The sequence below is a fragment of the Streptomyces sp. NPDC057543 genome (genome assembly GCF_042801895.1).
In the GTDB taxonomy this organism is placed as follows: Bacteria; Actinomycetota; Actinomycetes; order Streptomycetales; family Streptomycetaceae; genus Streptomyces.
Genome location: NZ_JBHVFF010000002.1, coordinates 71,466 through 91,347 on the forward strand (window position 1 = coordinate 71,466; position 19,882 = coordinate 91,347).

At 69.5% G+C, this 19,882-nt stretch carries 23 protein-coding genes and 1 pseudogene; 14 read left to right on the forward strand and 10 right to left on the reverse strand.

The genetic code is table 11. The features are described 5' to 3' along the window. The first annotated feature begins 14 nt into the window (after positions 1-14). The 3 genes from ACFU8Q_RS00915 (at position 15) to ACFU8Q_RS00925 (ending at position 2,170) form a co-directional block, all read left to right on the forward strand. Positions 15-1,112, forward strand: coding sequence for an NADH:flavin oxidoreductase/NADH oxidase (locus ACFU8Q_RS00915; RefSeq protein ID WP_384446363.1), 1,098 nt, complete (start codon positions 15-17; stop codon positions 1,110-1,112). A gap of 179 nt (positions 1,113-1,291) precedes the next feature. Beyond that, the gene (locus tag ACFU8Q_RS00920; RefSeq protein WP_384446365.1) at positions 1,292-1,708 is read left to right on the forward strand and encodes an acyl-CoA thioesterase; all 417 of its coding nucleotides are present in this window, start codon (positions 1,292-1,294) and stop codon (positions 1,706-1,708) included. Positions 1,709-1,798: 90 nt separating this feature from the next. Beyond that, positions 1,799-2,170, forward strand: coding sequence for an ArsR/SmtB family transcription factor (locus ACFU8Q_RS00925; protein ID WP_384446366.1), 372 nt, complete (start codon positions 1,799-1,801; stop codon positions 2,168-2,170). Positions 2,171-2,385: 215 nt separating this feature from the next. Here the strand turns inward: ACFU8Q_RS00925 and ACFU8Q_RS00930 are convergent, their stop codons facing one another. Both ACFU8Q_RS00930 and ACFU8Q_RS00935 read right to left on the reverse strand, forming a co-directional pair. Next, positions 2,386-3,810, reverse strand: coding sequence for an FAD-dependent oxidoreductase (locus tag ACFU8Q_RS00930; protein ID WP_384446367.1), 1,425 nt, complete (start codon positions 3,808-3,810; stop codon positions 2,386-2,388). Positions 3,811-3,887: 77 nt separating this feature from the next. Next, on the reverse strand, positions 3,888-4,574 hold the full coding sequence (locus ACFU8Q_RS00935; RefSeq protein WP_384446369.1) for a DUF305 domain-containing protein: 687 nt from the start codon (positions 4,572-4,574) through the stop codon (positions 3,888-3,890). 158 nt (positions 4,575-4,732) lie between these two features. Between ACFU8Q_RS00935 and ACFU8Q_RS00940 the strand changes: the two genes are divergently transcribed. Continuing rightward, positions 4,733-6,223, forward strand: a complete 1,491-nt coding sequence (locus ACFU8Q_RS00940; RefSeq protein ID WP_384446370.1) for an LVIVD repeat-containing protein — start codon at positions 4,733-4,735, stop codon at positions 6,221-6,223. A gap of 134 nt (positions 6,224-6,357) precedes the next feature. On the opposite strand, the gene ACFU8Q_RS00945 is transcribed toward ACFU8Q_RS00940, so the two are convergent. The 6 genes from ACFU8Q_RS00945 to ACFU8Q_RS00970 all read right to left on the reverse strand — a co-directional run bounded on the left by ACFU8Q_RS00945 (position 6,358) and on the right by ACFU8Q_RS00970 (position 10,454). Next, positions 6,358-6,537: a hypothetical protein gene (locus ACFU8Q_RS00945; RefSeq protein WP_384446372.1), complete on the reverse strand. Its 180-nt coding sequence runs from the start codon at positions 6,535-6,537 to the stop codon at positions 6,358-6,360. A 69-nt stretch (positions 6,538-6,606) separates the two neighbouring features. Next, entirely contained in the window at positions 6,607-7,308 is a 702-nt protein-coding gene (locus tag ACFU8Q_RS00950) for an HAD family hydrolase (RefSeq protein WP_384446374.1), read from the reverse strand. A gap of 19 nt (positions 7,309-7,327) precedes the next feature. Beyond that, positions 7,328-8,026 (reverse strand): phosphatase PAP2 family protein, encoded by a 699-nt coding sequence (locus ACFU8Q_RS00955; protein ID WP_384446376.1) that lies wholly within the window; start codon positions 8,024-8,026, stop codon positions 7,328-7,330. A gap of 33 nt (positions 8,027-8,059) precedes the next feature. Beyond that, the gene (locus ACFU8Q_RS00960) at positions 8,060-8,995 is read right to left on the reverse strand and encodes a M56 family metallopeptidase (protein ID WP_384446378.1); all 936 of its coding nucleotides are present in this window, start codon (positions 8,993-8,995) and stop codon (positions 8,060-8,062) included. 106 nt (positions 8,996-9,101) lie between these two features. Further along, positions 9,102-9,680 carry a DUF5134 domain-containing protein gene (locus tag ACFU8Q_RS00965; RefSeq protein ID WP_384446380.1) on the reverse strand — a complete coding sequence of 193 codons (579 nt, stop codon included), beginning with the start codon at positions 9,678-9,680 and terminating at the stop codon, positions 9,102-9,104. Positions 9,681-10,067: 387 nt separating this feature from the next. Continuing rightward, positions 10,068-10,454 carry a VOC family protein gene (locus ACFU8Q_RS00970; protein WP_384446381.1) on the reverse strand — a complete coding sequence of 129 codons (387 nt, stop codon included), beginning with the start codon at positions 10,452-10,454 and terminating at the stop codon, positions 10,068-10,070. 78 nt (positions 10,455-10,532) lie between these two features. On the opposite strand from ACFU8Q_RS00970, the gene ACFU8Q_RS00975 reads away from it, so the two are divergent. Continuing rightward, on the forward strand, positions 10,533-11,117 hold the full coding sequence (locus tag ACFU8Q_RS00975; protein WP_384446383.1) for a GNAT family N-acetyltransferase: 585 nt from the start codon (positions 10,533-10,535) through the stop codon (positions 11,115-11,117). A 42-nt stretch (positions 11,118-11,159) separates the two neighbouring features. On the opposite strand, the gene ACFU8Q_RS00980 is transcribed toward ACFU8Q_RS00975, so the two are convergent. Further along, a complete protein-coding gene (locus ACFU8Q_RS00980) occupies positions 11,160-11,843 on the reverse strand; it encodes a glycerophosphodiester phosphodiesterase (protein ID WP_384446385.1) in 684 nt (227 codons plus the stop codon). Between the two features lie 270 nt (positions 11,844-12,113). On the opposite strand from ACFU8Q_RS00980, the gene ACFU8Q_RS00985 reads away from it, so the two are divergent. The 5 genes and pseudogenes from ACFU8Q_RS00985 (at position 12,114) to ACFU8Q_RS01005 (ending at position 16,770) form a co-directional block, all read left to right on the forward strand. Next, positions 12,114-13,511 (forward strand): DUF6421 family protein, encoded by a 1,398-nt coding sequence (locus ACFU8Q_RS00985; RefSeq protein ID WP_384446386.1) that lies wholly within the window; start codon positions 12,114-12,116, stop codon positions 13,509-13,511. 26 nt (positions 13,512-13,537) lie between these two features. After that, positions 13,538-14,305, forward strand: a complete 768-nt coding sequence (locus ACFU8Q_RS00990) for an SDR family NAD(P)-dependent oxidoreductase (protein ID WP_384446388.1) — start codon at positions 13,538-13,540, stop codon at positions 14,303-14,305. Then, positions 14,284-15,363 (forward strand): threonine aldolase family protein, encoded by a 1,080-nt coding sequence (locus ACFU8Q_RS00995; protein ID WP_384446390.1) that lies wholly within the window; start codon positions 14,284-14,286, stop codon positions 15,361-15,363. The genes ACFU8Q_RS00990 and ACFU8Q_RS00995 overlap by 22 nt, the downstream gene beginning before the upstream one ends. Before the next feature lie 85 nt (positions 15,364-15,448). Further along, positions 15,449-16,048 (forward strand): transglutaminase domain-containing protein, encoded by a 600-nt coding sequence (locus ACFU8Q_RS01000; RefSeq protein ID WP_384446391.1) that lies wholly within the window; start codon positions 15,449-15,451, stop codon positions 16,046-16,048. Positions 16,049-16,074: 26 nt separating this feature from the next. Beyond that, positions 16,075-16,770: pseudogene (locus ACFU8Q_RS01005) on the forward strand (B3/4 domain-containing protein). Positions 16,771-16,832: 62 nt separating this feature from the next. Here ACFU8Q_RS01005 and ACFU8Q_RS01010 read toward each other — a convergent pair. Then, the gene (locus ACFU8Q_RS01010; RefSeq protein ID WP_384446393.1) at positions 16,833-17,555 is read right to left on the reverse strand and encodes a lysophospholipid acyltransferase family protein; all 723 of its coding nucleotides are present in this window, start codon (positions 17,553-17,555) and stop codon (positions 16,833-16,835) included. A gap of 218 nt (positions 17,556-17,773) precedes the next feature. Here ACFU8Q_RS01010 and ACFU8Q_RS01015 point away from each other — a divergent pair, with 218 nt between their 5' ends. From ACFU8Q_RS01015 to ACFU8Q_RS01030, 4 genes are all read left to right on the forward strand, one after another. Further along, a complete protein-coding gene (locus tag ACFU8Q_RS01015; RefSeq protein WP_266744700.1) occupies positions 17,774-18,100 on the forward strand; it encodes a thioredoxin family protein in 327 nt (108 codons plus the stop codon). A 72-nt stretch (positions 18,101-18,172) separates the two neighbouring features. Beyond that, positions 18,173-18,253 (forward strand): putative leader peptide, encoded by an 81-nt coding sequence (locus tag ACFU8Q_RS01020; RefSeq protein WP_384446404.1) that lies wholly within the window; start codon positions 18,173-18,175, stop codon positions 18,251-18,253. A 44-nt stretch (positions 18,254-18,297) separates the two neighbouring features. Next, positions 18,298-18,804 (forward strand): flavin reductase family protein, encoded by a 507-nt coding sequence (locus ACFU8Q_RS01025; RefSeq protein WP_384446395.1) that lies wholly within the window; start codon positions 18,298-18,300, stop codon positions 18,802-18,804. A gap of 202 nt (positions 18,805-19,006) precedes the next feature. Further along, a complete protein-coding gene (locus tag ACFU8Q_RS01030) occupies positions 19,007-19,792 on the forward strand; it encodes an electron transfer flavoprotein subunit beta/FixA family protein (RefSeq protein ID WP_384446397.1) in 786 nt (261 codons plus the stop codon). Positions 19,793-19,882 lie beyond the last annotated feature (90 nt).

Consider the following 19,882-nt stretch of genomic DNA (forward strand, 5'->3'; position numbering starts at 1 on the left):
AAACGGAGTCCGACGTGAGTGCCCTCTTCGAGCCCTACACCCTGCGGTCGCTCGTCATTCCCAACCGGGTGTGGATGGCGCCCATGTGCCAGTACAGCGCCGAACCGGTCGGGCCGAACGCGGGTGTCCCGGGCGACTGGCACTTCGCCCACCTCGCGGCGCGCGCCATCGGCGGAACCGGGCTCATCCTCACCGAGGCGACGGCCGTCAGCCCCGAGGGCCGGATCAGCCCGGCGGACCTCGGCATCTGGAACGACACCCAGGCCGCCGCCTTCCGGCGGATCACGGACTTCGTCAAGGCGCAGGGATCGGTTCCCGGCATCCAACTCGCCCACGCCGGACGCAAGGCGTCGACTGCGGCCCCCTGGCTGGGCGGCGGCCCCGTCGGTCCGGACGCGCACGGCTGGACGCCCGTCGCCCCCAGCCCGCTGCCGTTCGACGACGATCACCCCGTGCCGCACGAGCTGACGGTGGACGAGATCCAGGGCATCGTCGGCAGGTTCCGGGAGGCGGCCCGCCGCGCCCTCGACGCGGGTTTCGAGGTCGCCGAGGTGCACGGAGCCCACGGATACCTCATCGGCCAATTCCTCTCCCCGCACAGCAACCGGCGGGCGGACGAGTACGGCGGCAGCTTCGAGAACCGCGTCCGCTTCGCGCTGCAGGTCGTCGACGCCGTGCGGGAGGTCTGGCCGGACGAACTGCCCGTCCTCTTCCGGATCTCCGCCACGGACTGGCTCACGGAGAACGACGAGGACGAGCGCGAGGGCTGGACCGTCGACGAGACCGTGCGGCTGGCCAAGGAGCTGCGGGCCCACGGTGTCGACCTGCTGGACGTCTCCAGCGGCGGGAACGCCCCGCGCGCCCGCATCGAGACCGGGCCGGGCTACCAGGTTCCCTTCGCCGAGCGGGTCAGGGCGGAGGCCGCGCTACCCGTGGCCGCCGTCGGCCTGATCACTGAACCGCAGCAGGCCGAGAAGATCATCACCGAGGGCCGGGCGGACGCCGTCCTCCTCGGCCGCGAGCTGCTGCGGAGCCCGTCGTGGGCCCAGTACGCGGCCCGCGAACTGGGCGGCGATGTCCGTACGCCGGAGCAGTACCTCCGCGCGGTCTGACGCACGGTCCGACCATGCGGTCCTCGCCGGGACGCGCCCCGCACCGAGCCGCGCCCCGGCGAAGTCGCCCGCAGCCGCGCCGAGTTCGGGTCTCCCCACCTCACCCCGAACCCGGTCCCAGCCCGGATGCCGCGACCGCCGGACGGGAATGCCGGAATACGCGGTGATGTTGGTACGGCATGACCTTTTCTGTGGACGTGACCGTCCGGGGCTACGAGCTCGACACGCAGGGGCACCTGAACCAGGCCGTCTACCTGCAGTACGCAGAGCACGCGCGCTGGGAACTGCTGCGCGCGGCCGGCCTGCCGCAGGAGAAGCTGCTGGCCAGTGGCGTCGGGCCGGTGGCCCTTGAGACGACGGTGAAGTTCCTGCGGGAACTGCGCGGCGGCGATCGGGTTCGGGTGACCTGTCGGTTCGTATACGGCAAGGGGAAGACGTTCGAGGTCGCGCAGCAGATCCTCAAGGAGGACGGCACGGTCGCGGCGCAGGTCACGGGTGTGGCGGGACTGCTCGACCTGACGGCCCGCAAACTGATCGCCGACCCGGCGGGACACCTCGCCTCACTCGCCGGGAACCCGGACCTGCTGAGCGGCTGACCGGCTGCTCACCCCGGCACACGGCGGATCCCGAACTACGATGGGTCTCGTATTATGGGATGCCGGACCGGACCAGGAAGCGGAGCCATCATGACCCCAGCCAGCGCCCCCGCCACAAGCGCCGCTGCGGTCGGTGGCCGCGCGCTCGACCACCCCACGCGCGACGAGATCCGCATCGAGGGAGTGCTCCACGCGCTCTCCGATCCGATGCGGCTGCGTGTGGTCCGCGAGCTGGCAGCCTCCGAATCCGAGCTCAGCTGTTCCTGCTTCGACCTGCCGGTGTCCAAGTCGACGTCCACACACCATTTCCGGGTGCTGCGCGAGAGCGGCATCGTCGAGCAGATCTACCGCGGTACGGCCAAGATGAACGGGCTGCGCCGCGATGATCTGGAAGCGCTGTTCCCGGGCCTGCTCGACAGCGTCCTCGACGCCGCGAACCGGCAGGCGCGGCGCGACGGCTAGTGCCTGTCCGGCGGATCAGGTCGGACAGGGCGCGGCGTCCGGTGCGGGTGCATCGCAAGGCGCCGGAGCGTCCTGAGGTGGGGTCTCCCCTGCTCGAACGGAGTTGAGAGCTTGGCGAAGGAGCTGTTCGGGCGTTTCGGCAACGCCGCGAGGTGCCGTGCCAGGTGTCGCGACCCAGGCCATGATCCGCCGGACAGGCACTGGGGCCGGTAGCTTCACGATCCGCCCGGGGCGCCACCCTGCGCGGCGCTCAGCAGTCCCGCCCAGTCCGGGATCTTCACCGGTCCCCGGCCCAGCGACCTGCCCAGCGCCGCCTCAGCCCGCTCGATGGACAGCCAGCCCTCCCATTCCACCGGACGCAGCCCCCACGCCCGCAGCGCGGCCACGGGGTCGGGCGCCGACGGGCGCGCGGCGAGCAGCGGGGCGTCGTCGAGCAATGACCCCACCGTCTCCTTCGCGCACGACCGGTTCGAACCGATCACCCCGGTGGGCCCGCGCTTGATCCACCCGGCGACGTACTCCCCGGGCGACGGCACCCCGTCCCGCAGCACCCGCCCCGCCAGATGCGGCACCGTTCCGCGCACCATGTCGAACGGCAGGCCGGACGGCGGCATCCCGCGGTAGCCGACGGCCCGCAGCACGAGCTGGGCGCGAATGTCCTCGTACGTACCGGAGTCGCGTACGCCTCCGCTGCCGTCCGGCACGGTACGGGCGAACCGCACCCCGGCCACCCGGCCGTCCCGCTCCAGCAGCTCGACGGGACGCAGAAAGAACCGCAGCCGGATCGTGCGCACGGGACTTCCTTCCGTGGCTCCCGCCGCGCCGACACCCGAGGCCCCCGCCGCGGCCCAACCGCGCAGGACCTCGACATTGCGCCGCGCCGCCGCGGTCAAGGGCGGCGCGTTCGGCGGTGCGGAACGGGCCGAGGGGGGAGACGGATCGACGTACGCCGGGTCGAGAGCCAGCTCCGCCTCGTCCACTACCACCCGTGCCTGCGGCAGCGCGCCCAGCTCCCGCAGCTCCTTGGTGGTGAACCTGGCCTGCGAGGGGCCGCGCCTGCCCGCCATGTGGACCTCGTGAACCCGGCTCCCGGCCAGTATCCCGAGCGCGGCGTGCGGTACGTCGGTGGGGTGCAGCTCCGGCGCGCTCCGCGCGAGGATCCGTGTCACGTCCACCGCCACATTGCCGGCCCCGATCACCACGACCGAACGGGCCCGCAGCGCAAAGCTGTTGGCGGCGGCGTCCGGGTGCGCGCTGTACCAGGAGACGAACTCGGTCGCGGAGAAACTGCCGGGCAGGTCCTCGCCGGGGATCGCGAGGCCGCGGTCGGTCGCCGCCCCGACGCAGTAGACCACCGCCTGGTAGAGCTCGCCGAGCCGTTCGGGCGGGATCCCGTCGCCGCCCACCTCGACATTGCCGAGAAAGGTGATCCGCTCGTGCTCCAGGACGGCCCGCAGACCGTTCTGCAACGACTTGATCTTCTCGTGGTCGGGGGCGACGCCATAGCGCACCAGGCCGTACGGGCAGGGGAGCCGGTCCAGCACATGGACCCGGACACCGGGCACCTGGTCCTGCCCGACCAGGGCCTGGGCGGTGTAGACCCCGCTGGGACCGGAGCCGACGACGGCGACACGGAGCACGGCGCACCTCTTCCCACAGGCTCAGTCCAGCATGACACCGGCGGCCGGTGCGGGGGAGAGGCGCGCCCGGGACGCGCTCAGGACGACATCGCGCGCATTCGGTCGATCTCCGCCGTCTGCTGGGCGACGACGTCCCCGGCCATCTCCTCGACCTGCACGTCGTTGCCCTGCGAGAGCACGTCGGTCGCCATAGTGATCGCCCCCTGGTGGTGGGTGGTCATCAACTTCAGGAAGAGCTTGTCGAAGGCCGCGCCGTCCGCCGCCCGCAACTGCTCCAGCTGCGCCTGGGTCGCCATTCCCGGCATCGCCGAGTGATCGTGGCCGGTGGTGCGCTTCTCTCCGCCGTTGTGCGTGAGCCATCCTTCCATCGCGCCGATCTCAGGCTTCTGGCCCGCGGTGATGCGTTCGGCGAGGCGCTTGACCGCGGCGGAGTCGGAGCGGGCGGCGACGAGGCCGGTCAACTCCAGTGCCTGGGCGTGGTGTTGGATCATCATCTGCACGTACCGGAAGTCGGCCGAATTAGGGGCATTGTTTCCGGCGGCCTTCACGGCCTCCTCCGCGGACAGGGTCCGTGCGGGCTCTCCCGGTTTGCCGGGCGCAACCACCGAAGGCCCGCCGCCCGACTGCGCGTTCGTGCCAGTGTCACCACTTCCCGCATCGCACGCGCCCAGTGCGAAAGCGGCGGCCACTACGGCCACGACGAGCACGGATCTGCGTACACACATGGTCTGACGGCGAATCAGCAAGTGGACCTCCATTGCCATATGGGGCGGTTGTCAACCGTCTTAACACGCTTCCGCACGACAGTGATCAGAAACTTTCATTACGTCTCTGTTGCCATCTGTTGGGACAGCCGTGGGAAGGACGATACTGCCGGGGTCCGTGAACCGTTCAACTACGTTCGGATACATGGGAGGACGCAGTGATTTCGTTGCACACGAGCCCGGTGCGGCGCAGACGCCTGGGCGTGGCGGCAGCAGCCGCCGGCCTGCTGGCCACTCTGCTGATGGCCGGTCCCGCAGCCGCGACGCCCGAACCGGATGACGCGAGCGCCGCCCGTACCGATGTCTCCGCCGCCCAGGAAGCCGCAGCCGCGGCCGCCATCACGAGCGGCGAAATACCCGGCGTGGACGAGATCGTCCACAGTGGCAACATCACCCATCTGGCCAACGTCCCGAAGGACGCGCTCAAGGGGCTGAACACGGACCTGGCCTTCCAGGGGACGTACGCCTACGCCGGAAACTACGACGGCTTCCGGATCTTCGACATCAGAGATCCGAAGGCCCCGAAGACGGTCGCGCAGGTCCTCTGCCCCGGCTCGCAGAACGACATCTCGGTCTCGGGGAACCTCCTCTTCCTGTCCACCGACTCCTCGCGCAGCGACAACTCCTGCACCAGCACCACCCAGCCCGCCACGGAGAAGTCCTCCTGGGAGGGCATGAAGGTCTTCGACATCAGTGACAAGCGCAACCCGAAGTACGTCGCCGCAGTCGAGACCGCCTGCGGATCGCACACGCACACGCTGGTCCCCGACGGCAAGAACGTCTACGTGTACGTCTCCTCGTACTCGCCGAGCGAAGCCTTCCCCGACTGCCAGCCGCCGCACGACGGGATCTCCATCATCAAGGTGCCGCGCAACGCACCCGAGAAGGCCGCGGTCGTGAACTTCCCGGTGCTCTTCCCGGACGGCGGTAATCCGGGCGCTCCGACCAATCCGGGTGTCTCCAAGACCACCGGCTGCCACGACATCACCGTGCTGCCCTCGAAGGACCTGGCGGCCGGTGCCTGCATGGGTGACGGCCTGCTGTTCTCCATCAAGGACCCGGAGAACCCGAAGATCATCGACCGGGTGCAGGACAATGTGAACTTCGCGTTCTGGCACTCCGCGACCTTCAACCAGAAGGCGGACAAGGTCGTCTTCACCGATGAGCTCGGCGGTGGTGGCGCGGCCACCTGCAACGAGGAGATCGGCCCGAAGCGCGGCGCCGACGGCATCTACGACATCGTCGGCAAGGGAGACCACCGCAGGCTGGTCTTCCGCAGCTACTTCAAGATCGACCGCCCGCAGGCCGACACCGAGGTCTGCGTCGCACACAACGGTTCGATCATCCCGGTCAAGGGCCGCGACGTGATGGTCCAGGCCTGGTACCAGGGCGGGGTCTCGGTGTGGGACTTCACCGACTCCTCGAAGCCGAAGGAGATCGGCTACTTCGAGCGCGGCCCCGTCAGCACGGATGCGGTCACCACGGCCGGCTCCTGGTCGGCGTACTACTACAACGGCTACATCTACTCCAACGACATCGCCAAGGGCTTCGACGTCCTGAAGCTCGACGACCGGCGGACCGACCCGGCGAAGCGGGTGCGGCTGAACGAGCTCAATGTCCAGACGCAGCCGGACTACTTCGACCGCTGATCCCGCCCGGTCAACCGCTCGACCCGCACCGTCCTGCTCCACCGCGCGCTGCATGTGTCCCGCCGGGCCGGTCCCACGGTCCGGCGGGACGCGCCGCAGCCGACGGCGCAGGGGTACGGCATCCGGCACCCGGGTCAGGCGGCGGACCTTGCGTTCCCGCCGGTCGCTTCCGCCCATTCCACGAGCAACCGCTGGTACTGCTCCTCGTCCTCCGGGGACAGGCAGCCGCCTGAGCGCTCCCACAGGTCACGGATCTCTTTGTTCACCACGGCGGCGGTACGCATGGAATCGGAGGAGCCGGGTCGACGGGGCATACATACAGGCTAAGGCCACGATGTGATAATCCGACCCATTGCGCGTCAGGGACATCTCTCACATGTCTCTCAGGCAACGCCCGGCACCAGTCCGAGCGTCCGCAGCCCGTCGGGCCGCTGCTCCACCGGTAGATGGTGGACAAAGCGTACGTCGCAGCCCAGCGCCGCCGCTCCGCCGTCCGCGTGCCGGTCGTCGCCGACCATCACCACATTCGCCGGATCCTGTCCGAGAAGTGTGCAGGCTCTGTGGAAGAGGCGTGTGTCCGGCTTCTGGATGCCGTGCTCGTACGACAGGACGTAGGCGTCGATGAGGGCGTCCAGACCGTGCGCACGGAAGACCGGCCGCAGGTCCCAGCCGATGTTGCTGACGACGCCGATGCGGATGCCGCTGTCGCGCAGTGCGCCGAGCACCTCCGCCGCGTCCGGGTACGGCAGCCAGGCGGCGGGTGACCTGTGCCGCTCGTACAGCGCGTCGTACAGCCCCGGATCCGGCAGGGACACCTGCCGGGCCAGCCCGGTGTACGCCTCCCGGTGGAGGTCCATGCTCTCGTCTCGGGTGGCCCACACATCGGCGAGCCGGTCGGGAACGTGCCGGGGAAGCGGACCGCCCGGCAACGCACCGGCAGCCTCCAGCCCTCGCGCGTACCGCTCGAAGTCGGCCTCGCTCACCGCCACCTCCCGCTCGGCGAGGACCGCGCGCAACCAGGATTGGACCGATTCGATACGGAAGAGAGTCCCGGAGAAGTCGAAGAGCACACCCTTGATCTGCATGGACGCGATCCTCCCCGGTTCAGGAGATCCGCGGCAAGGCCGGTCCGCCGCGCTCCTCGTACCGGGCGAAACCGGCGATGGAGAACCCGACCAGAGCCGCTCCCAGCAGCCAGCCGCCCAGTACGTCGCTCGGCCAGTGCACCCCCAGGTAGAGCCGGGTGACGCCCACTCCGATCACCGAGACCCAGGCCACCACCAGCGCCGCCCGCCACACCCGGGGTCCTGTGCCGTGCCTGCGCAGCAGCCAGAGAAGCAGACCGCAGCTCACCATCGCCGTCATGGCGTGACCCGAGGGGAACGCCGCGTAGTGAGCGGAATCCACCGGGTCCGGCCACCGGGGCCGCTCCCGGCCGACCGCGGCCTTCAGCCCCTGCTGCAGGAGAGCCGACAGCACGCTCGTCGCGGCGATCCACACCGCGAGCGCCTGCCCCCCGCGCCACCACAGCACCACCACGGCCACCGTGATCAGGGCGCGCATCGTCCACGGATCCCATACCCAGTCGGTCAGGACCCGGTTGGCGTGGACGAGGCCGGGTTCGGTGACCGCCCTTCGGTGCAGGGCGTCCGCGACCGTACGGTCCAGCGTCATCAACGGCGACCAGCGTCCGGCGACCAGGATCAGCAGGACCAGGGCGAGAGCGGTGCAGAACACGGCCGTGCCGAACGGGCTCACGCGGAATCGTGTGTGGGCCGGCGGGACCGGCGACGGGGATGACATGGGGCGATCTTCGCGGAAGTTCCGCGTCCCCGGCTATCCCAGCGCTGTGAGTCCTGGAAGGAAGGCCACCAGAAGAGGAACCACCGGCACCAGGGCGGCCGCTGCCGTCAGCCGGAGCCGACGGCCGGCCGTGAGCCGCTCCACCGGGGTCAGCAGTCGGTTCACCCGCAGCGGGAGTTCCGCGCCCGGCGTCGGGCAGGGGCCGAACACGCCCCGGTCCTCGTTGAGTTCCACCAGGGCCAGGGCGATCGTCAGCCGCCCGAAACGCCTCGACGCCACATCGTCCGCGGCCAGTTCGACCAGCCGGTGCATCTCGTCGCGGAAGGCCGCGAACACCGGCACCTGGGGAAACCCGGTCGCGAGCGCGCCGGAACAGTGCAGCAGCCAGTCGTGCCGGGCCTTCGCATGGCCCTGCTCATGAGCGAGCACCGCATCCAGCTGACGGCCTTTCAGGCGGCCCAGCGCCGCGGTGGTGATGACCAGTTGAGGCGCCGCACCCGGCAGCCACCAGGCGTCCGGGCGCTCTCCCTCCAGCACGACGAGCCGGCCACTGCCGGGCTCCTCCCCGGGCATCAGCGGGGAACGCACCAGCAATTCGGCCCGGCGCCGCCTGCGACGCACCCGGGCGCGACGGATCTCCCGGGTCAGCATCGCCGCCGTCCACACCCCGCCGAGCGCCAGCAGCACGGCCATGGCGGCGGACCACCGCCCGTGTCCGCCCAGCGCATACGCCTCCACCACGGCACGTGGCGCCGGCGCGAACACATGCCCGCGCACCGCTTGCCAGGCCGCGGCCGCGCTGAACGTCATGGAGAGCGCGAAACAGAGCAGCACCCCGGCCACCACGCACTGCCACACCCACAGCGCGACAACGGGCTCACGCTCCGGCCATTGGGCCCGCGCCATCAGACGCGGGGTCACGACGGCGGCCAGTGCACCGAGCAACAGCAGCGCGAGGGAGACCAACATGGCGTCAGCCTATGAGCGCCGTGGTACCCACGGGTATGGCTCTGCACGGCAAGTGATGTACGCCACGGTTCGGCCCACTCGCTCTCTCGGAGATCCGGCAGATCTCTCAGAGAGCGAGCAGCATCGCGAACATGGCTATTCCCATGGTCAGCCGACAGGCGAGAGCCAACTCGGGTCGACCGGCCCAGCCGCCACCGCCCGGCCCGCTACCGCCCGCCATGGTGGCCACCGGTATCAACCGGGTCCCCGACCTCAGTACATACGCCGCGTAGTAGGCCAGCAGCAGTCCGGTCAGCAGGGGTACACCCCCGGCCGTCGCCGCGACGCCGTGGCCCGCGTGCCCGCCATGAGCTCCTCCGCCGCCCGGTGCCATCGCCACCGCCATGTACACCATTGCCGACGACCCGACCAGATGGTGCAGATGGTGCGCGCTGTGCCGGGCGAACCACAGCGCGCGCAACGAGGCCAGGCCGAACAGCACCGCGTACACCGCCCACCCCCACACCGGTGGTGTCACGACAGCAGCCGGCACCGCCATGGCGGCCATGCCGAAGCCCATCAGCGCCTCGGCCCGCGCCGCCCTGCGTTCCTCCCCGGTCTCGCCGCGCGTGCGCAGCAGGCAGTACGCACCCGTCACCCCGCACAACGCCATCAGCAGCCAGCCGGACACCGCCGGTCCGTGCACAGCGCACCTCCCCCTGGACGTACGACTTGGGTCCCTCTTGGTCGATGCCCGGGCCGGGACCGTCATACGCGGCGCACTGAGGTACAAGGGAGCGCGCGGAGGGGGTGTTCCCGGCCGCGCGCTGTGCCGGCACGGCCCGGTCGGCCGAGGGCGAGGGACTTGAAGGCGCGTACCTGATCGGTGATGGCGCTCGGTGGGGAGCCGTTCCATGGACGAGGCGCCGAGGGAGCCGGCTAGCCTCGCGTTCGCGGACCACGACGGGGGCCTGGAGAAGGCTTTGCCCGTGCTCATCGACTGCGCGGAAAGAAGCCGCGCCGCGCGCTGAGAGAGGCCGCGTCCCGGGCTCGAGAGAAGCCGCGCCCCGCGTTGACGGCGCGAGCGGTGCCTCTAGGGGCGGTGGCGCAGCGGATGGTCCGCCGGCACTTCCACCATGACGATCCGGTGCCCGTCCGGATCGCGGATCCACATCTCGACGAGCCCCCACGGCTCACGCACCGGCGGCCTCAGCACCTCGACACCGCGGGCCGACACCTCCTCGTGCGCCATCCGGACGTCCGCGACCTGCATCCACAGTTCGAGTCCGGGCACCGGCGGGGTGGCAGCGCGCCCGGAGACCTCCAGGAAGCCACCGCCGAGGAAGTAGACGGTGCCCCGCTCGGGACCGGTGCCGAACTCCCGGTAGACGGGCAGCCCGAGCGACTCCCCGTAGAAGATCCGTGACCGCTCGGGATCGGCCGGACGCAACAGGATCCGGCTGCTCAGCACATGAACCATGCGCCCGACCATAGGCCCCGAGCATGCGGGATACGCTGCTCCGGCACGGCCACAACAGAGAAACGGAGAGCCACCGCCATGGACACAGCCCCTGCCCAGGACCCGGGACAGCTGACCTTCCGCGATGCGGCCGACGCCGATGTGCCCGAACTTGTGACGCTGATCGAGTCGGCGTACCGGGGGGACTCCAGCCGGGCCGGATGGACCACCGAGGCGGACATCCTGCAGGGGCAGCGGACCGACCCGGACGGCGTCCGCGAGGTCGTCGAAGCGTCCGGCAGCCGACTGCTCGTGGTGGAGCGCGACGGTGCGCTCGTCGCCTGCTGCCAGCTCGAACACCGGGGTGAAGCCGCCTACTTCGGGATGTTCGCGGTCCGTCCCGAGCTGCAGGGAGCCGGTCTCGGCAAGGTGATCATCGCGGAGGCCGAGCGCACCGTCCAGGAGAGCTGGGGGGTGAGCGAGATGCACATGACCGTGATATCGGTGCGCGAGGAGCTGATCGCCTGGTACGAGCGGCGCGGCTACCGCCGTACAGGAAAGCTCAGCCCGTTCCCGTACGGCGACGCGCGCTTCGGCATCCCGCAGCGCGACGATCTCGCGTTCGAGTTGCTCGTCAAGGACCTGGCCGGTCCGGTCGGACGACCGACCGGACCGGGTCGTTGATCGATCCGGCAGAGCCGGAGAACGGTCCCGCCGGTCGGGTGATCAAGCGGTGAAGCGGCCGGCGCGGCGGATGTCCGGGTAGTCGGTGGTCGCGCCGTCCAGCCGCAGGGCGCGTACCAGCCGCAGATGGTCCTGGGTGTTCACCACCCAGCCGATGACCTTCAGTCCTTCGGCGTGCGCCTGCTCGACCACCTCCAGGGTGAGGCGGCGGATGTTCAGCGCCAGCGTCGCCGCACCCACCGCCTTCGCCCGCTCCACCACATCGCTCCGCCAGCGGCTCGCGATGAGTACGGTCCGTACTCCCGGCACCAGTTGGGCGATCTCGGCTACCGCCTCGTCGTGGAACGACGACACCTCCACCCGGTCGACGAGACCGCGCCGCCGCATCACTTCGGCCAGGGCGCGGGCCGCCGCCACATCCTTGATCTCCGCCTGTACGGGGGACCGTACGGCGTCGAGCACCTCCTCGAAGACCGGCACCCGCTCACCCTGCCCGGCATCGAGCTCGCGCAGCTCGGACAAGGTCTTCTGGGCGATCGGACCGCTGCCGTCCGTCGTACGGTCGACATCGGCGTCGTGCATGACGGCCAGCGCGCCGTCCTTGCTCAGATGAAGGTCCAGCTCGATGGCGTCCATCCCGGCCCGTTCCGCATGGACGAACGACCGCAGGGTGTTCTCCGGCTCCACGCCCATCACTCCGCGATGACCGATGGTGAGAAAAGACAAGGCAACTCGCTTCCGTCGACGGTGTCCTGCCCGCGTGCGGCTCCTACCCACCCGGCGGCACGGCACTACGGCAGCCTAATGGCCCACCTCCCGCCGGCCGCCATCGAACCACGCCCTGTCGACGGAAGTGGTCGCGGAATGGATGCAGTGCAGGAAGAATCGCGGTGACGGCGGGGGGTCGGCAGGATAATTTCCTGAAGCCCACTTGTCCGAAGGAACCGCGCATGGATACGGTTGCTTGACGCGAGGTTCTCCCGTGGAGGAAGAGTTATGACGGAAATTCTTGAGCACGACGTTGCCGTAGGTGACATAACTACAGACCGGCGGGTGGTCGAGCACCCGGCCTGGCCCACGCTCAAGAATGCCGTGGAGGAGATCCGGCCCTGGCAGTCGAAGGACGGTTCCATCGACTTCGACGCCGAGGGCGCGCCGTCCGGGGAGGCTGCCCGGGCCACGCTGGACCGTGTGGTCGCCGCGATCGAGGAGCTCTCCCCGCTGCTCCCGCACGACGCGGCCTACCACCGTGCTCTGGTCGTGGACCTGCGTCGCTGGGCCGCGGACGGTTTCGGTGTGCCGGACTTCCTCGACTCGCTGCTCGCGTTCCAGCCGGCCAAGGGCCGCGCCGACGGGCTGCAGCACCTGGTCGTCTTCGCGATGTACACCCAGAACGGCAACCCGGACCGCAACCTCGAAGCGGTCGTCCTGCGGATGGTATGGCCGGACTGGCTGGCCGAGCTCGAAGCCACCCGCTACGACAACCCGCTGTTCTGCGGCATCACCTTCGAGGACTTCACCTCGGGCTACGACACCAACTCCGCGGTGCTCTTCCCGGAGACCGTCGCCATGCGCGAGGCCCCCGAGCGCTTCAGCTGGGGCGGAATCTTCTGCGATCGCGAGGCCGCCCGGTTCCGCCGGGTCACCGAGGCCGCGGTCGAGCTGCTCGGCGTCGAGCTGCCCGACGACATCCGTGAAATGGTCGGCGACCAGCAGCGCTGCGAGCAGGCCTTCGTGCTCTGGGACATGGTCCACGACCGGACGCACAGCCACGGTGACCTGCCGTTCGACCCCTTCATGATCAAGCAGCGCCAGCCGTTCTGGATGTATGGCCTGGAGGAGCTGCGCTGCGACCTCACCGCCTTCAAGGAGGCCGTGAAACTGGAGGCCGACGGCTTCCCGCAGGGCCGCGACGTGCAGTACGCCGTGCTGTTCGACCGGATGTTCCGCTTCCCCGTCACCGGCGAGCGTGTCCGCAACTACGACGGCCTCGGCGGTCAGCTTCTCTTCGCGTACCTCCACAAGCACGACGTGATCCGTTGGACGGACAACACGCTGAGGATCGACTGGAGCCGTGCGCCGCAGGTCACCAATCAGCTGTGCGCCGAGATCGAGAAGCTCTACCGGGACGGCATCGACCGCCCCAAGCTCGTCCACTGGTTCGCCGCGTACGACCTGGTCGCCACCTATCTCGCACCGCACCCGGGCTCCCGCTGGGCCAAGGGTCCGGACGCGCTGGATCTGTCCCAGCCGCCGCGTAAGCTCGTCGACGATGTGCTTCCGGACGAGTTTCCCCTGAGCATGTTCTATGAGGCGCTCTCCAAGAAGCTGAAGAACGTGATCGCCTCGACCAAGGGGATCACCGCCGCGGATGCCGAGCAGGCAGCCGCGTGAGCGCCGGGCTTAAGGAGGCGGTGGCCATGAACGGAAACGGCAAGGGCAACGGGAGCGGTGCTCTCGAAGGTGCCGTGGTCGCGGTCGCCGGAGCCGCGGGCCCGGCCGGGCGGGCCACGCTGCTGAGGCTCGCCGAGGCCGGTGCGACCGTCGTCGCCTCCGACGCGGACGCCACCCGCCTGGCCGAGGCGGTCGACGCGGCGCGTTACGCCCACGGCGGAGCGACCGTCACCGGAGACACCGTCGACCTGCTGGATCTCGCCGCCACTCGCGAATGGGCGGACAAGACCGAGAAGGAATTCGGCCGGATCGACGGCTTGGTCCACCTCGTCGGCGGCTGGCGCGGCAGTGCCGGCTTCGCCGAGACCGACCTCGCCGACTGGAACCTGCTCGAGAAGCTGCTGATCCGTACGGTCCAGCACACCTCGCTGGCCTTCCAGGAGGGGCTGCAGCGCAGCGACCGGGGTCGCTATGTGCTGATCAGCGCGGCCGGGGCAAGCAAGCCCACCGCGGGAAACGCGGCCTACTCCGCGTCCAAGGCCGCCGCCGAGGCCTGGACCCTCGCCCTCGCGGACGCCTTCCGCAAGGCGGGGGGCGACGAAGGGCCGAAGACCGCGGCTGCGATCCTGATCGTCAAGGCACTGGTGCACGACGCGATGCGCGCCGAGCGCCCGAATGCGAAATTCGCGGGCTTCACCGACGTCAAGGACCTGGCCGAGGCCATCGTCGGCGTCTGGGACCGGCCCGCCCCGGAAGTGAACGGAAAGCGCCTGTGGCTGACCCCACAACCGTAAGGACCGACGCGCGACGCCACCACGACCCGCAGGTACGCGGCTTCGCCAGTGACAACTACGCGGGCACGCACCCGGAGATTCTCGCGGCCATCGCCCTGGCCAACGGCGGTCACCAGATCGCCTACGGCGAGGACGACTACACCGAGCACCTCCAGCGGGTCATGCACAGTCACTTCGGCCCCACCGCCGAAGCCTTTCCGGTCTTCAACGGAACCGGCGCCAACGTCGTCTCCCTCCAGGCGATGACCGACCGCTGGGGCGCGGTGATCTGCGCCGAGTCCGCCCACATCAACGTCGACGAGGGCGGCGCCCCGGAGAGGGTGGGCGGCCTCAAGCTGCTCACCGTGCCGACCCCGGACGGCAAGCTCACTCCCGAGCTCATAGACCGGCAGGCGTACGGCTGGGACGACGAGCACCGGGCCATGCCGCAGGTCGTCTCGATCACCCAGAACACCGAGCTGGGCACGGTCTACACACCCGACGAGATCCGCGCCATCTGTGACCATGCCCACGGTCACGGCATGAAGGTCCACCTGGACGGGGCCCGGATAGCCAACGCCGCGGCGTCGCTGGACGTACCGATGCGTACGTTCACCAACACCGTCGGCGTCGACGTCCTCTCCTTCGGCGGCACGAAGAACGGGGCGATCTTCGGCGAGGCCGTGGTCGTCCTGAACCCGGACGCCGTCCGGGCCATGAAGCACCTGCGTAAGCTGTCGATGCAGCTCGCCTCCAAGATGCGCTTCGTCTCCGTGCAGTTGGAGGCGCTGCTCGCCGGCGACCTCTGGCTGCGCAACGCCCGGCACGCCAACACCATGGCCCAGCGGCTCGCGGAGGGTGTGCGCGCGGTGGACGGTGTGGAGATCCTCCACCCGGTCCAGGCCAATGCCGTCTTCGCCCGGCTGCCGCACGACGTGAGCGAGCGGCTGCAGAAGCGCTTCCGCTTCTACTTCTGGGACGAGGCCGCCGGTGATGTGCGCTGGATGTGCTCCTTCGACACGATGGAGCATGATGTCGATGCATTCGTCCTGGCGCTGAAGGAAGAAATGGCGAAGTAGGCAGGCCGGAAGAGAGTCGAATAGGTATGCGGTCGACTGGATAGTCATTGACATCCGGTCGGTCGCATACCTACGCTCAACGGCCATGGAGCTGATCCAGCAGATTCCGCAACTTTCTGCCTATCTCGCCGCGGACGATGCCATCGACCACGAGCATCCGCTGGTACGGGAGACGGTCGCCGGTCTCCGCAACGACACCACCGACGCATACACATACGCGGCCGCCGCCTACGCCTTCGTGCGGGACACCATTGCGCACTCCGCCGATTCGGGCGACATGCGGGTCTCCTGGCGCGCCTCCGACGTCCTCGCGACGCGCAACGGAATCTGCCACGCCAAAGCCCATGCTCTGGCCGCCCTTCTCCGCGCGGCGGGTATCCCGACCGCGCTCTGCTATCAGGCGCTCGGTGAGGAGGACGGGGATCCGGGTCCCGTACACGGACTGATCGCGGTACGGCTGCCCGGCCGTGATCGCTGGGACCGCCAGGACCCCCGGGGCAACAAGCCGGGCGTCGACGCCCAATTCTCGCTCGACGAGGAACGGTTGGCGTGGCCCGTCCGGCCGGAGTTCGGTGAAGTGGACTATCCGGTACTTCATGCCGCACCGCATCCGGCGGTGCTGCGTGGACTCAAGTCCGCCGAGGACCGCCGGCAGTTGTGGCGCACTCTGCCCACAGAGCTCTGAGATCCCGTCCCGAGGCAAGGCGGCCGATGCCTCTGACGTTCACCGTCGCCGACGACGTACGCACCCTCGCCCCCGGCTTCACCCACCTCGCCGTCGAAGCGCGTGGCCTGCTCAACGTGCTGCCCAGCAACGACAAGAGTTCGGCCCTCCTGGACGAACTGACCCGCTGTCTGTCCGAGCGGCTCGACGGTCGGGCCCCCGCACGAGGACCCCCACCTCGCCGCCTGGCGCGACGCCTGCACCGCCTCCGGCGCCAAGCCCTCGTGCACCCGCAACTCCGCCGAAGCCCTGGCCCGGCGCGCGCTCACCGACGCCGGGCTGCCGCGCATCAATCTCCTGGCCGACCTCTGCAACGCCATCGGCGTCGCCCACCTGATCCCGGTCGGTGGCGAGGACACCGACCGGATCAACGGCGAGACGCTGCTCGTACGTTCCACCGGCCAGGAGCCCTTCTCCACCGTCGCGGGCGGCGAGGAGACCGTGGAGCACCCCGAGCCCGGCGAAGTCGTCTGCTGCGACGACGAGGGCGTCACCTGCCGGCGCTGGAACTGGCGAGAGGGGTGCGCACCCGGCTCACCGAGGAGTCCGTGAACGCCTTGTTCCTGCTGGAGCGCCTCGCGCCCATGACGATCGGCGAACTCGAAGCCGCGGGCGCCGAAATCGCCGAGCGGCCGGCGAAGCTCCGCCCGGAAGCGTGGATCACCGTCGGTACCCCGGAGTGACGTTCAGCCCGAGTGAGGTTTCGCCGGAGTGACGTCTCGGCCGGGGCCGTGAGCCGGCCGCGTCAGCTCCTCTCGCGTACCTCGGCCGGCGTCGGAGCGGTACCGCCGAGGTGCGCGGGCACCCACCAGGTGTCGCTCGCGTCCTTCGGGCGCACGGGATAGGCGCGCTGAGCCGCTTCCAGGAGCTCCTGGACCCGCTCCCGCAGCCGCCGGGTGATCGCGCCCGCGTACTGGTCGGTGGGCGCCTCCACCGGCTCGCCCACCCGGATCGTCACCGGAATGTGGTTGCGCTTGAAATTGCGCGGCCGGCCCTTGGTCCACAGCCGCTGAGTCCCCCACAGGGCCATGGGGATCAGGGGCACTCCGGCCTCCTGGGCCAGGCGGGCGGCGCCGGACTTGAAGCTCTTCAGCGTGAACGACTCCGAGATGGTGGCCTCGGGGAAGACGCCCACGATCTCGCCGGAGCGCAACGAGTCGAGCGCGTGCGCATACGCGTCCTCGCCCTGCTTGCGGTCGACGGGAATGTGCTTCATGCCGCGCATCAGCGGCCCGGACACCTTGTGCCGGAAGACCGATTCCTTCGCCATGAACCGGACGAGCCGCTTCTGCGGCAGCGCCGCGAGCCCGGTGAAGATGAAGTCCAGATAACTGATGTGGTTGCTCACCAGGACCGCGCCACCGGTCTTCGGGATGTGCTCGGAACCCTGAGTGTCGATCTTCAGGTCAAGCGCCTTGAAAAACGTACGAGCGGCGCCGATGACCGGTCGATAGACGAGTTCTGCCATCTCGGGAAGACCCTTCTTCAGCGCCTGGGGAGGATTCTCCCGGCGGAAGTTACGCAGCCGTAGGTTTGCGGCATTGGGCCGATCGTGCCCCATGCGCGACGCGGTGGCCAGTCTCGGAGGGCGCGGGGCGCGAGATTCTCGTCACGTGGAACCGCCGGGAATGTCTCGCCGCCCGGCGGTGCTGACCCCTTGCGAAGAGCTCTGGCAGGAGGCCGAAGATGGACGGGCGGACACGCCGGGGAACGCTGGGCGCGGCCCAACTCGGCGCGGAATTGGGGGAGCGGGCAACTCTGGTGCAGTTCTCCAGCGCGTTCTGCCAGCCCTGCCGGGCCACCCGGCGCACCCTCGTCGAGGTGGCGCGCATGGTGGACGGCGTCGCGCATGTGGAGATCGACGCCGAGGCGCATCTCACTCTGGTGCGCGAGCTGGAGATCAGCCGGACGCCGACCGTACTCGTCCTGGACGCCACCGGCCGGATCGTCCGCCGGGCCGTCGGGCAGCCACGCACCGTCGACGTGGTCGCCGCTCTGGGACAGGCGATGTGACGGACCGTGATGCATCTCCCACATTGCGGAACGCTCTTGACTGCACCGGCCACGCATCGTCAGTGTGACGCTATGCCGCAAGAACTCCTTCTCTACGGCCGGGTCCACGTGGATCTCGCCCGCTACGCGAGTGCGCGCTGTCCGGGTGTCTGAGCAACCACGGCCCTGCACGCCATCCTCCGTAGAAGGACCTTTCCATGACGGCATCGCCCGAGCTCGGCACCTCCCGCACGGCATCCCCCGACCTTCTCCGTTCGGTCTTCCGGCAGCACGCCGCCGGTGTGGCAGTGATCACTGCCACAGGTGACCGGCCGGTCGGCTTCACCGCCACCTCGCTCAACTCGGTGGCCGCCGAGCCGCCGCTGATCTCGTTCGGTGTGGGGACCTCGTCCTCCAGTTGGCCGGTCGTGGCCGAGGCCGAGCACATAGGCGTCCACGTACTCGGCGAGCACCAGCGGGATCTGGCCGCCACTTTCGCCCGCAGCGGCGCCGACCGGTTCGGCCCGTCCACCTATTGGCGCAGTGGGCCCGAAGGTGTGCCGATTCTCGACGGTGTGCTGGCGTGGCTGGTCTGCCGCGTGGTGGCCCGGGTTCCGGCAGGCGACCACCGGATCGTGATCGCGCAGGCCGTGGTCGGCGACCCGGCCGGAGGCGGTCGACCGCTGCTCTATCACCAGGGCCGCTTCACCGGCTTGCGGGACTGAGATCTCCCAAGCGGCACTTGGGCGGCGCACGTAGGCCAGATCACAGTTCCAAGCGCTTGCTCATGGGTAGGACACTGGGTGTACTGGCTAGTAATATTTCCGGTCGGAGCGTCGGTCGCCCCGACCGGAATCCGCCCCATCAGGCGCCTATGCTGCGAGCAACAAGGCAGCCCGGAAATGACGATGCAGTAGGAGACCCGGCGTGAGCTTGAGGATCGTTGTCTGTGTGAAGTACGTGCCCGATGCCACGGGGGACCGGCATTTCGCCGATGACCTGACGCTGGACCGTGAGGATGTCGATGGTCTGCTGTCGGAGCTCGACGAGTACGCGGTGGAGCAGGCGCTGCAGATCGCGGATGAGGCGGACGATGCGGAGATCACTGTGTTGACGGTGGGTCCGGAGGATGCCAAGGATGCGTTGCGCAAGGCGTTGTCGATGGGTGCGGACAAGGCTGTTCATGTCGAGGACGACGGTCTGCACGGTACGGATGCCATGGGCACGTCGCTGGTGCTGGCGAAGGCGGTCGAGAAGGCTGGTTTCGACTTGGTGATCGCGGGCATGGCGTCGACGGACGGCACGATGGGTGTGGTTCCCGCGCTGCTGGCGGAGCGTCTGGGTGTTCCGCAGGTGACGTTGCTGTCGGAGGTTTCGGTGGCGGACGGGGTCGTGCGGGGTCGTCGGGACGGTGACACGGCGTCCGAGCAGCTGGAGGCTTCGCTTCCGGCGGTGGTGTCGGTGACGGACCAGTCGGGTGAGGCGCGGTATCCGTCGTTCAAGGGGATCATGGCGGCGAAGAAGAAGCCGGTGGAGTCCTGGGATCTGGAGGATCTGGGGATCGAGGCGGACGAGGTCGGTCTGGCGGGTGCGTGGACCGTGGTCGATGCGGCGTCGGCGCGGCCGGCCCGGACGGCGGGCACGATCGTCAAGGACGAGGGCGAGGGCGGCAAGCGGCTGGCCGAGTTCCTGGCGGGCCAGAAGTTCATCTGACCCCGGTCTCGGGCCCGGCCCCGGACCCCGGCCGGGGTCCCGGTCCCGCGTTCCGCGTTCCGGTCCCGCGTTCCGCGTACCGTACCCCCG

Excerpts from the sequence above, each read along its gene's own strand:
- ACFU8Q_RS00970 (WP_384446381.1), bottom strand. The coding sequence starts at position 10,454 with ATGGTTCATGTGCTGAGCAGCCGGATCCTGTTGCGTCCGGCCGATCCC.
- ACFU8Q_RS00985 (WP_384446386.1), top strand. The coding sequence starts at position 12,114 with ATGACGGAAATTCTTGAGCACGACGTTGCCGTAGGTGACATAACTACA.
- ACFU8Q_RS00920 (WP_384446365.1), top strand. The coding sequence starts at position 1,292 with ATGACCTTTTCTGTGGACGTGACCGTCCGGGGCTACGAGCTCGACACG.
- ACFU8Q_RS01010 (WP_384446393.1), bottom strand. The coding sequence starts at position 17,555 with ATGGCAGAACTCGTCTATCGACCGGTCATCGGCGCCGCTCGTACGTTT.
- ACFU8Q_RS00975 (WP_384446383.1), top strand. The coding sequence starts at position 10,533 with ATGGACACAGCCCCTGCCCAGGACCCGGGACAGCTGACCTTCCGCGAT.
- ACFU8Q_RS01015 (WP_266744700.1), top strand. The coding sequence starts at position 17,774 with ATGGACGGGCGGACACGCCGGGGAACGCTGGGCGCGGCCCAACTCGGC.
- ACFU8Q_RS00990 (WP_384446388.1), top strand. The coding sequence starts at position 13,538 with ATGAACGGAAACGGCAAGGGCAACGGGAGCGGTGCTCTCGAAGGTGCC.
- ACFU8Q_RS00955 (WP_384446376.1), bottom strand. The coding sequence starts at position 8,026 with ATGTCATCCCCGTCGCCGGTCCCGCCGGCCCACACACGATTCCGCGTG.
- ACFU8Q_RS00960 (WP_384446378.1), bottom strand. The coding sequence starts at position 8,995 with ATGTTGGTCTCCCTCGCGCTGCTGTTGCTCGGTGCACTGGCCGCCGTC.
- ACFU8Q_RS01025 (WP_384446395.1), top strand. The coding sequence starts at position 18,298 with ATGACGGCATCGCCCGAGCTCGGCACCTCCCGCACGGCATCCCCCGAC.
- ACFU8Q_RS00935 (WP_384446369.1), bottom strand. The coding sequence starts at position 4,574 with ATGGCAATGGAGGTCCACTTGCTGATTCGCCGTCAGACCATGTGTGTA.
- ACFU8Q_RS01020 (WP_384446404.1), top strand. The coding sequence starts at position 18,173 with ATGCCGCAAGAACTCCTTCTCTACGGCCGGGTCCACGTGGATCTCGCC.
- ACFU8Q_RS00945 (WP_384446372.1), bottom strand. The coding sequence starts at position 6,537 with ATGCCCCGTCGACCCGGCTCCTCCGATTCCATGCGTACCGCCGCCGTG.
- ACFU8Q_RS00950 (WP_384446374.1), bottom strand. The coding sequence starts at position 7,308 with ATGCAGATCAAGGGTGTGCTCTTCGACTTCTCCGGGACTCTCTTCCGT.
- ACFU8Q_RS00925 (WP_384446366.1), top strand. The coding sequence starts at position 1,799 with ATGACCCCAGCCAGCGCCCCCGCCACAAGCGCCGCTGCGGTCGGTGGC.
- ACFU8Q_RS01000 (WP_384446391.1), top strand. The coding sequence starts at position 15,449 with ATGGAGCTGATCCAGCAGATTCCGCAACTTTCTGCCTATCTCGCCGCG.